Raw genomic sequence first — 14,094 nt, 5'->3', positions numbered from 1 at the left:
TTGATACTTTTAAAATGAAATTAAATTTAAAACGCCCTCTTGCTTTTTTCGACCTGGAAACAACGGGTACCAATATTGGCGCCGACCGTATAGTTGAAATCTCTGTAATAAAACTAAACCCGGATGGGAGCGAGGAGGTAAAAACCTGGCGCGTTAACCCTGGAATGCCTATTCCCCTGGAGTCGTCGCTGGTACATGGTATCTATGATGAACACATCAAAGATGAATTGTTATTTAAAGAAATAGGGCAGGCTGTAGCAGAATTTATTGGCGAAAGCGATTTGGCGGGTTATAATTCTAATAAATTCGATATCCCCATGCTGATGGAGGAGTTTTTGCGTGCGGGAGTTTCATTTAACCTGGACGAGCGTCATTTTGTGGATGTGCAAAATATATTTCACCAGATGGAGCAGCGTACATTAAAGGCCGCCTATCAGTTTTACTGTAATAAAGTTATTGAGAATGCTCACTCTGCCGAAGCGGATACCCGCGCCACCATGGAGGTATTACTGGCACAAATAGAGCGTTATGAAAATGTTCAGTGGGAGGATAAAAAAGGAAATGTTACTGTACCGGTTGTGGGTAATGTAGAGGCGCTGCATAATTTTACCAATTTAAGCAAACCGGTTGATTTTGCTGGTCGTATGGTTTTTAATGACCAGGGCGAAGAGTTGATCAACTTTGGTAAACACAAAGGTAAACGCGTTGAGGACGTATTTAATGTAGAACCAAGCTATTATTCCTGGATGATGCAGGGCGATTTTCCGCTGTACACCAAACGCAAACTCGAGGAGATTTATACCCGTTGGAATGGTAAAAAAGCGGCGGAACGCCAGGCTAAAGCGGCAAATCAGCCAAAATCAGAGCAACAAATCCCTAAAGCGGATACCCCAAGAACCGATTACCCTAAAAAAGAATTTACCAAGCCCGATCATACCCGTACACAATATCCTCCTAAACCTTTTAAAAAGAAGGAGGAACCCGCTAAGCCCGTTGATGACGATATGCTGCAGCAATTAGCTTTGAAGTTTAAAAAGGGATAAGCTGTCTGAATCAGAATTCACAGAATTAGAGGATTTTCAGAATTAGAAATACAGAAGTCTCCTACAAATTTAATTTATAGGAGACTTTTTTTGTCACATTCAATATGTTTTATAATTCTGTGAATCCTGATTCAGACAAATTACTATTTACTCAAAAAATCAATATTTCGTTTGAGTCCGGTGAACTTGGTACGCTTTACAGCAGAGTTTTTAAACACTTTTTGAAAAACGTCCTGGGTTATTTCCTGCCAGTCATCGGCTTTAAGGTGCAATAGTTCGGGGTGAGGGGTAAAGGCTGGCTCATTGTTCAATATCGAGAACCTGTTCCAGGGGCATACATCCTGGCAAATATCACAACCAAACATCCAGTTATCCATTTTGCCTTTAAATTCGGCCGGTATCTCATTCTTTAGCTCAATAGTGAGGTATGAGATGCAGCGGCTGCCATCAACCACATATGGGCCAACAATGGCATCAGTAGGGCAGGCATCGATACAATTGGTACAGGTACCGCAATGATCCATCGTCGGGGCTATATCATATTCCAGTTCCAGGTCGATGATCAGCTCTGCCAGGAAAAAGAACGAGCCAACTTTCTTATTCAACAAGTTGGAATTTTTGCCTATCCAGCCCATGCCTGCCTTTTTGGCCCATGCCCGGTCTAAAACCGGGGCCGAATCAACAAATACACGCCCGCCAACTTCGCCTATCTTTTCGTTGATGATCTGTAAAAGCTGGCGTAATTTGTCTTTGATGATGGTATGGTAATCCAAACCATAAGCGTATTTGGATATTTTGGGAGCGTTGGGATCTTGTTGTTTATTATCGGTATAATAATTAACTCCTAATGATATCACCGATTTGGCTCCGTCGACCAGCAAACGCGGGTCGAGCCGCTTATCAAAATGGTTTTCCATGTATTGCATTTCGCCATGCATGTTCTTTTTTAACCAGGTTTCTAAGCGGGGAGCTTCCTCTTCAAGAAATTCAGCTTTGGAAATACCACAAAACAGAAAGCCAAGCTTTTGTGCTTCGCTTTTAATCAGTTGACTATATGTTGTCCTGTTTTGTGTCATTTGATGCAAAGATACTATAAAATAAAATTCATAAATCAGCAAGGATTTACCCATCTATTCAGCATCAGAGACAGATGCTTATCGCATTTTTAATAAAAAGTGTAGTTTTTTTAATTATTGGTGTGGTATTTGTAACTAATCGTTATAAAATATTACAAATAGATGCTTGAACACATGAATTATCTGCCTTCACATGTGTTAGGCATGCATGCAGTTGGCGACGTAACTATTAACGATTATCAGAAGGCCCTTTTACCACTGCTTCAGGAGCAGGTGAAAAAAACTGGGAAGATCAATTTTTTATTAGTTCTGGAAACCAATATTCAGAATTTTACGGCTGGGGCCTGGTGTGGCAATGTGCAGATAGGCCTTAAATTTTTTATGCGGTGGAACAGATTGGCCATAGTAACCGATCAAAAAGGAGTGAAAGAATTCAGCCACCTGTTTAAATACATTATTCCGGGTCAATATAAAGGCTACTCCTTAGAACAGCTGGATGAGGCGGTGAAATGGGTTACGGGGAAATAGCGTCAATATAAAAGTCTTTAGCCTTAAATCAATACTTTTTTTTAAGGAGATCAGTTGAAAAACTGTCTATTAAAAATCACGATTTATATTACCCATCAGATTTTTAGCATTCCAATGCCCGCTATCAATGATCCTCCTGATGGTCATTAGAGGATCGCCGGGATAACGTTTCGTGGAGAGTTGAAAAGCAGCCTTAAACCCTCTTTTATGCAGTTCTGGCAGCCCTTTTTTATCCCATAATCCAAAAGGGTAGGCAAAATACTTAACCGGTTTGCCTGTTATTTCCTCTAGTTTTTTTGTAGGCTTATCCAACTGAATCTCCCAGTCTTTACCGCTAAGTTTGGTAAACGGATGATGATCCCAGGTGTGGCTTCCTATAATATTGCCTTCATCAGATAATTGTTTGATCTGGGCCTTGGTCATATAATGCGGCCGGCCGATAGATACCGTCATGATAAAATATACAGCCTTGAAACCGTATTTCTTCAGCTCAGGTGCAGCTATAGTGAACTGATCAAGGTCTGTATCGTCAAAAGTGAACATAATGGGTTTAGATGGCAGCGGCGCACCTGTGGTGAGATAATCATATAACTGATCGGGCAGGATACTGTGATATCCCTGGTCGGCCAGCATCTTGATATGCTCTTTAAATGCCGCTATTTGTACAATATCATCTTTTGCGCTTTTAGAATCTGTAGAGCGCCAATCCCTTATCTGGTGATAGCATAAAACGGGGATCTGCTTGCGTTTCATAATAGCAGCAGTATCAACAGGTGGTGTGCCTGTTGATACTGCTGGTTTTGCAGCCGGCTGTAGAACTACAGCAGCTTTATGAGTTGAGTTTGACTGACATGCTATAATGCCCGAAGCAAGTAGCAGAAACAGGGGTTTTAATAACATGTTGATAAGGTTGGTTTAGGGCAGGGCGACTAAAAGCTATTTCTTACGCTATTGCTGAAAGTTTTAGTGGTCCAGTAGCCGCTGTCTAATATACGTCTAACGGTCATCAACGGATAATCCGGATCGCGTTTATCGGCCAATTGGAATGCTATTTTGAAGCCTTTTTTCTGGATCTCTGGTAAAACCGGTTTTTTCCAGATACCGAAAGGATAGGCGAAATAATCTATTTTTTTACCGGTAATTTCTTCCAGCTTTTTGGTAGGCTTGTCTATCTGGGTAACCCAATCGTCAACCGGACGGGTAGTTACTTTACCATTTTTACCGATGATCTTCAGGGTTGAGTTATGAGAGTATTTATCAACCCGGTGATGATCCCAGGTATGTGAACCGATCACATTACCTTCATCAGAAAGCTTTTTAACCATATCGGCAGTCATATAATGCGGGCGACCGATAGATACCGTCATCACAAAATAAACTGCCTTAAACCCGTATTTTTTTAGTGTTGGGTTGGCGATAGTGAACTGGTCCAGATCGGTATCATCAAACGTCAACATAATAGGTTTTTTAGGCAAGGGGGCACCGGTTGTCAGGTAGGCGTACAACTGATCGGGCAGGATAGTATGGTACCCACTGTCGGCCAGCATTTTGATGTGTTCTTTAAAAGCAGCTATTTGTACAATATAATCCTTGGCATTTTTTGAATCAGTCGCTTTCCAGTCGCGTATCTGGTGATAGCAAACAACAGGCACCTGTTTGCGGGCCATAATTGCGGCGTTATCAATTTTACCGCCGATTGGAGCGGTAGGATTACTTACGTTTTTATCAGCAGCCGCAGCTGTTTTATCGGTAGGTTTAGACTGGCATGACATTGCGCCTAATGCACAAACGGTTAACCACACAAAAGCTTTTTTTAACATATGACAGTAATGATTTTAGATTATAACTAACGGCGAAATTAATATTATAAATGTGCAGGTTTGCAATTTTATAAATAAATTATTTAACCAGCTATTACAAAACTATCCTTTTACCTTCTTTAATGGATCTTTTGGCGGCATCCAATATCTGCATCACGATCATGTTATATTTTAATGATGAGCGGTCATTGCGTACCTTGATAGGGTTTTTAAGCGCTGCGGTAAAGTAGGGTACAGGTGCACTCTCCATTAAGGCAAGCGGCGGCGCTTTAAATTCTTTTACATCGTTGTTAATACGTACCTGAACCTTATCCGGATCAAAGGTATGGATGTAACCTTTAGCCCCGAATATTTCCATATCCTTAATGCTGAATGGCCAGTTCCATGATGCTTCGATCATGCCGGTTGCATTGGCATATTCTACTATAATAGTGGCATCATCCTCAACTTTTGGATATACCGATGGCTTGTAATGGCGGGCTATGGCCGTAACCGCGATGGGGCGCTGACCCTGCATGAACCAGGTCATCATGTCGGCGCCGTAGCACCCAAAATCGTTTAGTGCGCCTGCTCCGTTAAGCTCAGGATCGGTTAGCCAGCTTAAAAAATCCTCACTACAACCAATCTCCCGAGGGCCCTGGTGACCATCATGGAAAACCATTTTACGGATAACGCCTATGCTATCGGTTTTTACCGTGTTATAAGCACTTTGTACCGACGGGTACCAGGTGGTTTCATAATTGGTGAGCAGGTTGATATAATATTTAAGTGCCAAAAATTCCATGCGTTTGGCTTGATCCAAGGTAGCTGCCAAGGGTTTTTCGACCATTACGGAGATACCCAGTGGTGCGCAGGTTTCCACAACGTCAATATGTTTGCCAACGGCGTTGTAACCCAGCACAATGGTTGGTTTACGTTTCTGGCACATGGTTTTCAGGTCCTCAAAAAATAATGAATCTGGCAGGTTATATATTTTACCAAATTTTTGCCAAAGCTTTTTATCAGGTTCGGCTATGCCCACAATGTTCACATTGCCATGGCGGTACTCATTTAATATCAGGTGTATATGGTCATGATTCAATCCGGCAATACCCACTTTGGTGCCGGTAGCTATTCGCCGCGTGGCAAGGCTATCTGCTGCTTTGATTTTAGCCAGAGAGTCGGCTTGGGTAGTCTGGGCTTGGGTATTAAAGGAGTAAAGTGTGCAAATAACAATAATTGCTAAAAGCATTTTGCAATGAAAACTAAAGCTTTGTTTGGGTTGTGTTCTCATGGTTTAATATGGTAATTTGGTGGTTTACTAAAATAATGACGGGTTGCCGCCCAGTTTTATTTTGCCTAAATGTTTATAGGCACTTTCTGTAGCTTCGCGCCCGCGGGCGGTACGCATCAAAAAGCCTTCCTGTATCAAAAAAGGTTCGTATACTTCTTCAATAGTGCCTTCATCTTCGCCAACGGCCGTAGCAATGGTTTTTAAACCTACCGGGCCTCCTTTAAACTTATCAATAATGGTAACGAGTATCTTGTTATCCATCTCATCCAAACCATGTTCATCTACATTCAGGGCGTTCAGGGCATATTGTGCTATATCGGTATCGATATTGCCGGTGCCTTTGATCTGGGCAAAATCACGTGTGCGGCGTAGCAAAGCATTGGCAATACGCGGGGTGCCACGGCTGCGGCGGGCAATTTCGTAAGCACCCTCGTCTGTAATAGGGGTTTTGAGGATAGATGCAGAGCGCAATACAATAGTTGTAAGCAGCTTGGCATCATAATATTCCAGACGCGAATTAATGCCAAACCTGGCCCTTAGTGGTGCAGTAAGCAAACCCGAACGTGTGGTAGCACCCACGAGAGTAAATGGATTGAGCGATATCTGCACCGAACGGGCATTAGGGCCGCTCTCCAGCATAATATCGATTTTAAAATCCTCCATGGCCGAGTATAAATACTCCTCAACCAACGGACTTAAACGATGTATTTCGTCAATAAACAGGATATCGCCGGTTTCCAGGTTGGTCAGCAATCCGGCAAGATCGCCGGGTTTGTCCAGTACGGGGCCCGAGGTGATCTTTATGCCCACGCTCATTTCGTTGGCGATGATATGTGATAGGGTAGTTTTGCCTAAACCCGGAGGGCCATGTAATAAAACATGGTCAAGCGCCTCGCCGCGCTGGCGGGCGGCCTGTACAAAAACTTTTAAATTGGCTAATATTTTATGCTGACCGGTAAAATCCTCAAATTGCTGCGGACGCAATACCCGCTCAATATCGCGCTCGGTATTGGTTAATCTTTCTGCTCCGGGGTCAAGATGCTCGTTCATTGCCAACGAAATTAGCTTTTTTATTTCGGAATTCGGATTTTCGATTTCGGATTTAAAGAATTTTTATCGGGATTGTTACAGTGCCATTATATGGTTGGACTTATAATGATGTGGCGATCAAAATTGAAAATAGTAGATCAAAATAAATCCGAAATCGAACATCCCAATTCCAAAATCAATATCATCCTTCCGGGTACTTCCTGAAAATACTGTTGATCTTCATTTGGATCACCCCAAAAAACGCTTCTTTAAATATACCGGTCGACATTTTGGAAGTGCCTGCGGTGCGATCGGTGAAGATGATGGGGACTTCAACCAGTTTAAATCCGTGTTTAATACTGGTATATTTCATCTCTATCTGGAAAGCGTAACCTACAAATTTGATCTTATCAAGGCGTACGGTTTCCAGCACTTTACGTTTATAACACATAAAGCCGGCTGTAGAATCGCGTACGTCAATACCTGTGATGAATCGTACATATACCGATGCGAAATAGCTCATCAGTACGCGGCTCATAGGCCAGTTCACCACGTTTACACCATTACTGTATCGCGAACCGATAGCAGCATCCGCACCGTCGATACAGGCCTGACGAAGTTTGAGCAGATCTTCGGGATTATGCGAAAAATCGGCATCCATTTCAAAAATATAGTCGTAATGGCGTGCAATGGCCCACTTAAAGCCATGTATATAGGCTGTGCCAAGGCCTTGTTTACCCGCTCGTTCTTCTATAAAAAGACGCTCGGGGAAGGAGTTCATTAATTCCTTAACGATGAGGTTGGTACCATCTGGTGATCCATCATCAATAATAAGTAAATGAAAATCATGAGGCAGGGAAAACACTTTGCGAATCATTCGCTCAATATTTTCCTTTTCATTATAGGTGGGTATTATAACAATGCTATCCGGCACTTAAAAAATATCAGGTAAACAAAAGGCAAAAATAATTGATTTAAACCCGGTTTTAAAATAAATAAAGCAGTTAAATAATATTGTTACCTAACTGCTTTATCATATGGTTAAAAATTATAAGTTAGTACTATCAGCAATAACCTGATTATCTACATAAGGATCTGTAATGTAGTTGCGCTCTTTTAACCGTGGTGCAACAAAAAGAAATACCAGGATAAATACGCCAATGAAAATAACAAAGAACCATTCATAGTTTGCGCCTTTAAGGTTACGTGCCCACCAGCCGCCGTCTTCTATTAAGCCATTAACAAGCGCGGTAATCAAATTACCGAACGATACGACCAGGAACCAGATACCGGTCATGGTACTTTTCATTGATTTTGGCGAGTGTGTATAAGCATATTCCAGACCGGTGATAGATACGAGGACTTCGGCTGCCGAAAGTATCATAAACGCAAACACTTGCCACCAGATGGTAGGTTTACCGCCATGATCCAGACTGGTGTGTATGATGCCGATTACCACGAATGATAAAGCGGTTAAAATCAGGCCGACACCAAGTCTGCGAAGCGGGGTTGTTTTTAAACCAATCTTGTCGAACCATGGATATACTACATAGTTGAAAAATGGAATGAACAACAGCAGGAACACCGTATTAACAGTTGATAACTGACCAGGCAGTACAGTGAACGAGGTAAAACCCAGGTTAATTACACGGTCCATTCTATCGGCATATAAGGTCCACTCAGACAAGCACTGATCCCAAACAGCCCAAAATGCCAGTGCGAAAAAGAATACCGACATCACCCGGTATACTGCCGTCACACCTTCAACGCGTTCGGGATCATAGGAATCTTTGGCAACATCAAGCATGGATTGACCAGGTTTGCGCTGACCTAAATGCGTTAGGGCATACCAGGTTATAAATACCAGGTTATTGCGATTAACGCCTTGTGGAGGAACCTTTACGTATTTTTTACGGCCCGAAAAAAATATGATGGTAGCCAGCGCCATAAGCAAACCGGGGATACCAAAAGCCCACCTGGGGCCAAAGTGCTCATAAGTCCATGGGATGGCAACGGTTGAAATCATTGAACCGGCATTGATACTAAAATAAAACCAGCCGTAAACTTTCGAAAGCAGATCCTGGTTGGTAGCATCAAACTGATCGCCCACATTAGCAGACACGCATGATTTAATACCGCCGGCGCCGATGGCTACCACAAGTAAGCCTAATTCAAAGCCGCCAAGGCCACCATCAAACATGGCCAGCATTAAATGCCCCAAACAGTAGATCATCGATACATATAATATCAATTTATATTTGCCGGTAAACCAGTCGGCTATCATACCGCCTACAAACGGCAAAGCATAGGCTACCATCACAAACAGGTGGTGAAGCTTATTGGCTTTAGCGTTGGCCACGTCGTTTAAAGTGTCGATATGGTTGGGATTAAAAAATTGGTTTACCAAAAAAAGCGTCAATACGGAACGCATGCCATAGAAGCTGAAACGCTCCGCAGCTTCGTTCCCGATAATATAGGGAACGCTCTTGGGAAATCTTGATTTTGGAGTAGCCTTTACGGCTGGGCTTTCTTGCATTATTATGTTTTGTTAAAAATAGTATAAATATTGTAAATCAGAATTTTATACTTAAAAGTGTTACAAATGATGGGTTAATTATTTCGATATATAAATTATTAGTTGGAGTGTATCAAAGTCTTGTCTTTCGCGGCCTGTTTTTTAGGGTCTACGTATTCTGCATCACTATTACTGGGGATGTTGCGCATATCCAGATTTTCTACATACGCCCAGTGGCCATCTTTTAGCTTATAGCCATCGTAGGTGAGGTCGGGGCCAAAAGTTTCGGGTTGGTCTTTCATCTTTTTATCAGGCGGAGCCAGGTGGTCAAACACGATGAGGTTTTGATCAGATACATATCGCAACAGCATAGATACCTGGCGGGCATATTCAAATATTACCCTTTTGCGGCTTTTTCCATTACCCTCAAAAACGGGCATACCAAATGAAGGCTTTTCGCCATTATTAAATGACAATACCTCCAAAACTTTTTTAGTTGATTTTACGGTATTGCCCTTCCAGCCCAGTAACACATAATATGGTTTTTGCGCGTACACCGGGATGATTTTATAATACTGTGCTCCATACCATTTGCGGTTATCGGTTACCGAGTCCTCCGGGTTTTTAAGCAGGGGGGAGTAATCCTCTAACGGGAACATTTTAAGCGGCCCGCCGCTATTAAGCTGAATAGTGCCATAGAAGCGGTAACTGCCATCCTGGTTCATCACATGCCAGCTCATGATCCGGAAACGATTATCGGGCGAATTGAGGATGCTGATACTTTTAACCGAATCAAAAGGAAAAAGGAACGAATTATTGATCTTGAGTGCACTTACCAATGTTTTGATAAACCGGTAATTGGCGTTTTTGCGCTCCAGGTCGTTTTCATCATTCACCATTTTTTTACCCAGCGAGGCAAGGCTATCCTGGTAAATATGTAATTGTTTTATGCGTGAACCCTCGTCTGCCTGCCCAAAAACATGGCCGCAAATAAGTAGGGAGGTTACGAACAGAAACATGCGCCTGGCTACCATACCGGGTATTTAAAAATTAACATGATGTTGCCGCTAAATTAAATAATTTATCCTAATAGCCGTTGTAACTTATAGTTGAACAGCCGGTTTGTTTAATTTAACGTAAATTTTCAATAACCATTGCGCTGGCGCCACCGCCACCATTACAAATTCCGGCAGCGCCGTATTTGCCTTTATTTTGCTGTAAAACAGAAAGTAAGGTAACTATGATGCGAGCTCCTGAAGCACCCAGTGGGTGACCCAATGAAACCGCGCCACCATTAACATTAACCTTAGCCGGATCGAGCTTTAAAAGCTGGTTGTTGGCTATGGATACTACAGAGAATGCTTCATTAATCTCAAAAAAGTCTATCTGATCTGCTGATAAGCCCGCACGGTGTAAAGCCAGTGGGATAGCTTTAGATGGGGCAGTGGTAAACCATTCCGGGGCTTGCTGTGCATCGGCATGGGCTATAATTTTGGCTAATGGCTTAATGCCCAGTTCATCTGCTTTTTCTTTGCTCATAAGCACTAAAGCGGCTGCGCCATCATTTAAGGTAGATGCATTGGCGGCCGTTACGGTGCCATCTTTTTTGAATACAGGTTTTAATGTTGGTATTTTCTCAAACTTTACTGCTTTGGGTTCTTCGTCTTCGGCAAATAAAGTGGTATCGCCTTTTTTATCTTTAAGTTCAACGGGAGTTATTTCATCGTAGAATTTGCCTGCAGCTTGTGCTTTTTGGGCACGATTGTAGGATTCAATGGTGAAGGCATCCTGCTCCACGCGACTGATGTTGCAGTCAACAGCACACAGTTCGGCCGCTGAGCCCATGTGGTAATCATTGTAAACATCCCACAGGCCATCTTTTACCAGTCCGTCGGTAATTTGGCCATTGCCCAGGCGATAGCCATTGCGGGCTTTATCCAGGTAATAGGGTGCATTGCTCATGCTTTCCATACCGCCGGCAACCACGATATCATTTTGACCTATGGCGATGCTTTGCGCGGCCAGCATAATAGCTTTCATGCCCGATGCGCATACTTTATTTACGGTAGTAGCGGGTAAATAGGGCAACCCGGCAAATATAGCTGCCTGGGTAGCTGGTGCCTGCCCCAAATTGGCCGACATAACATTACCCATATAAACTTCCTGTATCTGGTCGGGCTTGAGGCCCGATTTTTCGATTGCTGATTTGATGGCTAAAGCACCCAGTTGCGTGGCGCTTAAGGCGGCTAAACTACCTCCGAAACTGCCGATAGGCGTGCGTGTGGCAGCTACTATTACTACTTCTTTCATGTGTCCCTCATTAAATTGGTGTGGCAAATTTAATTATTTTGACGAAAGGAAAAAGCTATGCATGCATAATAATTTATAATCGGTCGGGATGTTAAATTAAGGGATATTTTTAGCGTATTGATTTTTAGAACAGGGAGTAGGGTTTTTCTTATTTATGCAAACTACACCAGTTCGTGCGAAGGAGGCTTAAATGGAAGAGAATGAACGATGTGAACTTAAAAAGAATGGGTTCGGGAATTTCTTCTTAGCAATATCAGCATGTGTTCTGCCAGAAAACATAATAAGGCGATGGTGTCTGCAGGCATGTCCTTCCTGATAATGGTGATGGTATCGGTTAAAGAAAACACTGGACTTTTTATATGAATTAAGCGGCCTAATTCAGCCGATATCCATTCACATTCGCTTGAAAACGCAGCCACATCAGAAAATGTGGCTTTAAGTCCATTGGTCATTGTCAGTACCGGAGGATTTGATAAATAGCCGTAACCTCTAATAACATTGCCTAATAGGTTATTGCTTTCATCATATATCAGCACCTCTCTTTTGCCGATGGGCTCAAAATCATAATCAAATTTCCAGCTTTTACCCGCTATATAAGCGGTACCCATTTCCAGCTCCAGGCTATCATAAATAAGTTTTCCGAAGTTAGCTGTATGATCAGTTAAAAGATATTCCGGATCAAACAGACTTTCTTTAATTAAGTATAATGTACCTGTTGTTTGACCAATTTTCTGAAACTCCATTATTCTATTACTTTTCGCATAAGTTCAATTGTTGAGCCAGAAAATCCTTGCCCTTTGTTTCCAAAATGATTACTCAGGAGAATCCTTTTTTTTCTTTGCGTTTTTTTTGCGCACAAGCAGGGCTTGTTGCAGCAGATATTCTACCTGTCCATTAGTGCTCCGGAATTCCTCGGCCGCCCAGGTTTCTATCTCCTTCAACATATCCGGATTAATGCGTAATATAAATGCTTTCTTTTCGGCCATATCAACCTCCTCCTGCTGCTGCCGCTGCCTGTTTCCGCCTTAGCAAAATCAGGTTTATACCTAATAAAGTTAACAGTGGCAGGTCGTCTGTGCGTTTTAATGCATCGGGTTCAATAAATACTTTAAAAAGTGTTTTTAATTTCCATACTTCTGCTTTGATATTCAGCAAGTCGGTACCCTGTGAACTGATTAAACTAAAGGTACGCGTAAAGAGCTTTTTATTTAAATAAACAGCCTCGAACCCATTGTTCAAACTCAGTTTTATTTTGCCCGACCACACTTCGGGTATTACTGTGCCCGCTTCCATTTCATCGGTATCATAGATGAGCATTACCCGGCTAAATAAGCCCTTGCGTTTGATGATCCATGTTTTTTTATCCGCCTCCAGAATCATGGCGGGCTTCCACACGCCTTCGTACCTCAGTTTACCATAGCAAAACAGACCATCGCTGAGTTCAAACCATGGACGCCAGAACCCATGCCGTATTACCGATAGCTCATTAGTACGCAGCTGATCAAAGCTTCTGTAATCGTTCATATGATCAATGATATAATGTACCTGTGTTCACTACCGGGTTAACGGCTTTGTCGCCGCAAAGCACTACCAGCAGGTTGCTTACCATAGCGGCCTTACGTTCTTCGTCAAGCTCTACAATATTTTTTTCTGATAGTTTGTTCAGGGCCATTTCAACCATGCCCACGGCGCCTTCTACAATGAGCTTACGGGCAGCTATAATGGCCGATGCCTGCTGAACCTGCAACATAGAGTGCGCTATCTCTGGGGCATAAGCCAGGTGCGATATACGTGCTTCCAGTACTTCAATACCAGCACGCTCCAATCTTTCGTTCAGTTCTTTCTCCAGCATCTGGCTTACCTGCTCGGCGCCGCCGCGCAGGGTAATGGTAGCGTTTTCATCTTCCAGGTTATCATAGGGAAAGGAGTTGGCCAGGTGGCGTACAGCAGCTTCACTCTGGATATTTACGTATTGAATATAGTTTTCAACTGCGAACACAGCTGCGGCGGTATCTTTGATCTGCCATACAATTACCGCGGCAATTTCAATAGGATTACCTATACTGTCATTTACCTTGAGTTGCTGGCCATTAAGGTTAAAGGCCCTTAAGGATACTTTCTTTTTGGCGGTGAACGGATTCACCCAAAAAAAGCCGTCTTTTTTCACACTGCCGGTATACTGTCCAAAAAGCGTGAGTACTTTTGATTCATTCGGATTGACGATGATTAAGCCGGGAAGCACAAATATAAAGTCGACCACGATCAGGATAGGTGCTAAAAATACCTGTTCAAAGGAAAATAAAACAGCGGCAACAACTAATAAGACCAGGAACAGCGCAAACGCGGTGAAGCCTGATGGCGGATTGATAATTTTTTCTGATTGCATGATAAGATGATTTTAAAATGATATCATAAAGATATCAAATTTAAAATGATAAAAGCAAATTTAGTATCAAGTAGCGAGTATCAAGTATCAAGATTTTGCAATGCCGGATGCCGC

Annotated in this window: 15 protein-coding genes; 2 read left to right on the top strand and 13 right to left on the bottom strand. The window is 42.5% G+C overall.

The window, feature by feature from the left end:
- The first annotated feature begins 14 nt into the window (after window positions 1–14).
- Entirely contained in the window at window positions 15–1,043 is a 1,029-nt protein-coding gene (locus FHW89_RS11195; protein ID WP_172335122.1) for a 3'-5' exonuclease, read from the top strand.
- A 143-nt stretch (window positions 1,044–1,186) separates the two neighbouring features.
- Here the strand turns inward: FHW89_RS11195 and queG are convergent, their stop codons facing one another.
- Window positions 1,187–2,119 (bottom strand): tRNA epoxyqueuosine(34) reductase QueG, encoded by a 933-nt coding sequence (queG, locus tag FHW89_RS11190; protein WP_172335121.1) that lies wholly within the window; start codon window positions 2,117–2,119, stop codon window positions 1,187–1,189.
- A gap of 174 nt (window positions 2,120–2,293) precedes the next feature.
- On the opposite strand from queG, the gene FHW89_RS11185 reads away from it, so the two are divergent.
- Window positions 2,294–2,647, top strand: a complete 354-nt coding sequence (locus FHW89_RS11185; RefSeq protein WP_172335120.1) for an STAS/SEC14 domain-containing protein — start codon at window positions 2,294–2,296, stop codon at window positions 2,645–2,647.
- Window positions 2,648–2,716: 69 nt separating this feature from the next.
- Here FHW89_RS11185 and FHW89_RS11180 read toward each other — a convergent pair whose 3' ends face one another.
- The 12 genes from FHW89_RS11180 to FHW89_RS11125 all read right to left on the bottom strand — a co-directional run bounded on the left by FHW89_RS11180 (window position 2,717) and on the right by FHW89_RS11125 (window position 13,980).
- Window positions 2,717–3,547, bottom strand: coding sequence for a polysaccharide deacetylase family protein (locus FHW89_RS11180; RefSeq protein ID WP_172335119.1), 831 nt, complete (start codon window positions 3,545–3,547; stop codon window positions 2,717–2,719).
- Between the two features lie 29 nt (window positions 3,548–3,576).
- Window positions 3,577–4,467: a polysaccharide deacetylase family protein gene (locus FHW89_RS11175; protein ID WP_172335118.1), complete on the bottom strand. Its 891-nt coding sequence runs from the start codon at window positions 4,465–4,467 to the stop codon at window positions 3,577–3,579.
- Window positions 4,468–4,561: 94 nt separating this feature from the next.
- Window positions 4,562–5,740: a Gfo/Idh/MocA family protein gene (locus FHW89_RS11170; protein ID WP_172335117.1), complete on the bottom strand. Its 1,179-nt coding sequence runs from the start codon at window positions 5,738–5,740 to the stop codon at window positions 4,562–4,564.
- 27 nt (window positions 5,741–5,767) lie between these two features.
- Window positions 5,768–6,790 carry a Holliday junction branch migration DNA helicase RuvB gene (ruvB, locus tag FHW89_RS11165; protein ID WP_166094004.1) on the bottom strand — a complete coding sequence of 341 codons (1,023 nt, stop codon included), beginning with the start codon at window positions 6,788–6,790 and terminating at the stop codon, window positions 5,768–5,770.
- A 181-nt stretch (window positions 6,791–6,971) separates the two neighbouring features.
- Complete coding sequence (locus FHW89_RS11160; protein WP_172335116.1) at window positions 6,972–7,703, bottom strand: polyprenol monophosphomannose synthase; 732 nt, start codon at window positions 7,701–7,703, stop codon at window positions 6,972–6,974.
- A gap of 114 nt (window positions 7,704–7,817) precedes the next feature.
- The gene (locus tag FHW89_RS11155; protein ID WP_172335115.1) at window positions 7,818–9,305 is read right to left on the bottom strand and encodes an MFS transporter; all 1,488 of its coding nucleotides are present in this window, start codon (window positions 9,303–9,305) and stop codon (window positions 7,818–7,820) included.
- A gap of 98 nt (window positions 9,306–9,403) precedes the next feature.
- Complete coding sequence (locus FHW89_RS11150) at window positions 9,404–10,318, bottom strand: hypothetical protein (RefSeq protein ID WP_172335114.1); 915 nt, start codon at window positions 10,316–10,318, stop codon at window positions 9,404–9,406.
- 97 nt (window positions 10,319–10,415) lie between these two features.
- Entirely contained in the window at window positions 10,416–11,594 is a 1,179-nt protein-coding gene (locus FHW89_RS11145) for an acetyl-CoA C-acyltransferase (protein WP_172335113.1), read from the bottom strand.
- Window positions 11,595–11,809: 215 nt separating this feature from the next.
- A complete protein-coding gene (locus FHW89_RS11140) occupies window positions 11,810–12,337 on the bottom strand; it encodes a hypothetical protein (RefSeq protein WP_172335112.1) in 528 nt (175 codons plus the stop codon).
- A 69-nt stretch (window positions 12,338–12,406) separates the two neighbouring features.
- The gene (locus FHW89_RS11135) at window positions 12,407–12,580 is read right to left on the bottom strand and encodes an Arc family DNA binding domain-containing protein (RefSeq protein ID WP_172335111.1); all 174 of its coding nucleotides are present in this window, start codon (window positions 12,578–12,580) and stop codon (window positions 12,407–12,409) included.
- A 1-nt stretch (window position 12,581) separates the two neighbouring features.
- A complete protein-coding gene (locus FHW89_RS11130; protein WP_172335110.1) occupies window positions 12,582–13,118 on the bottom strand; it encodes a hypothetical protein in 537 nt (178 codons plus the stop codon).
- Window positions 13,119–13,122: 4 nt separating this feature from the next.
- The gene (locus FHW89_RS11125; protein ID WP_172335109.1) at window positions 13,123–13,980 is read right to left on the bottom strand and encodes an SPFH domain-containing protein; all 858 of its coding nucleotides are present in this window, start codon (window positions 13,978–13,980) and stop codon (window positions 13,123–13,125) included.
- Window positions 13,981–14,094: the final 114 nt, after the last annotated feature.

The sequence above is a fragment of the Mucilaginibacter sp. SG564 genome, assembly GCF_013149275.1.
GTDB lineage: Bacteria > Bacteroidota > Bacteroidia > Sphingobacteriales > Sphingobacteriaceae > Mucilaginibacter.
Note: the sequence above shows the minus strand (reverse complement) of the source record. Positions and strands in the feature narration are given on the sequence as shown.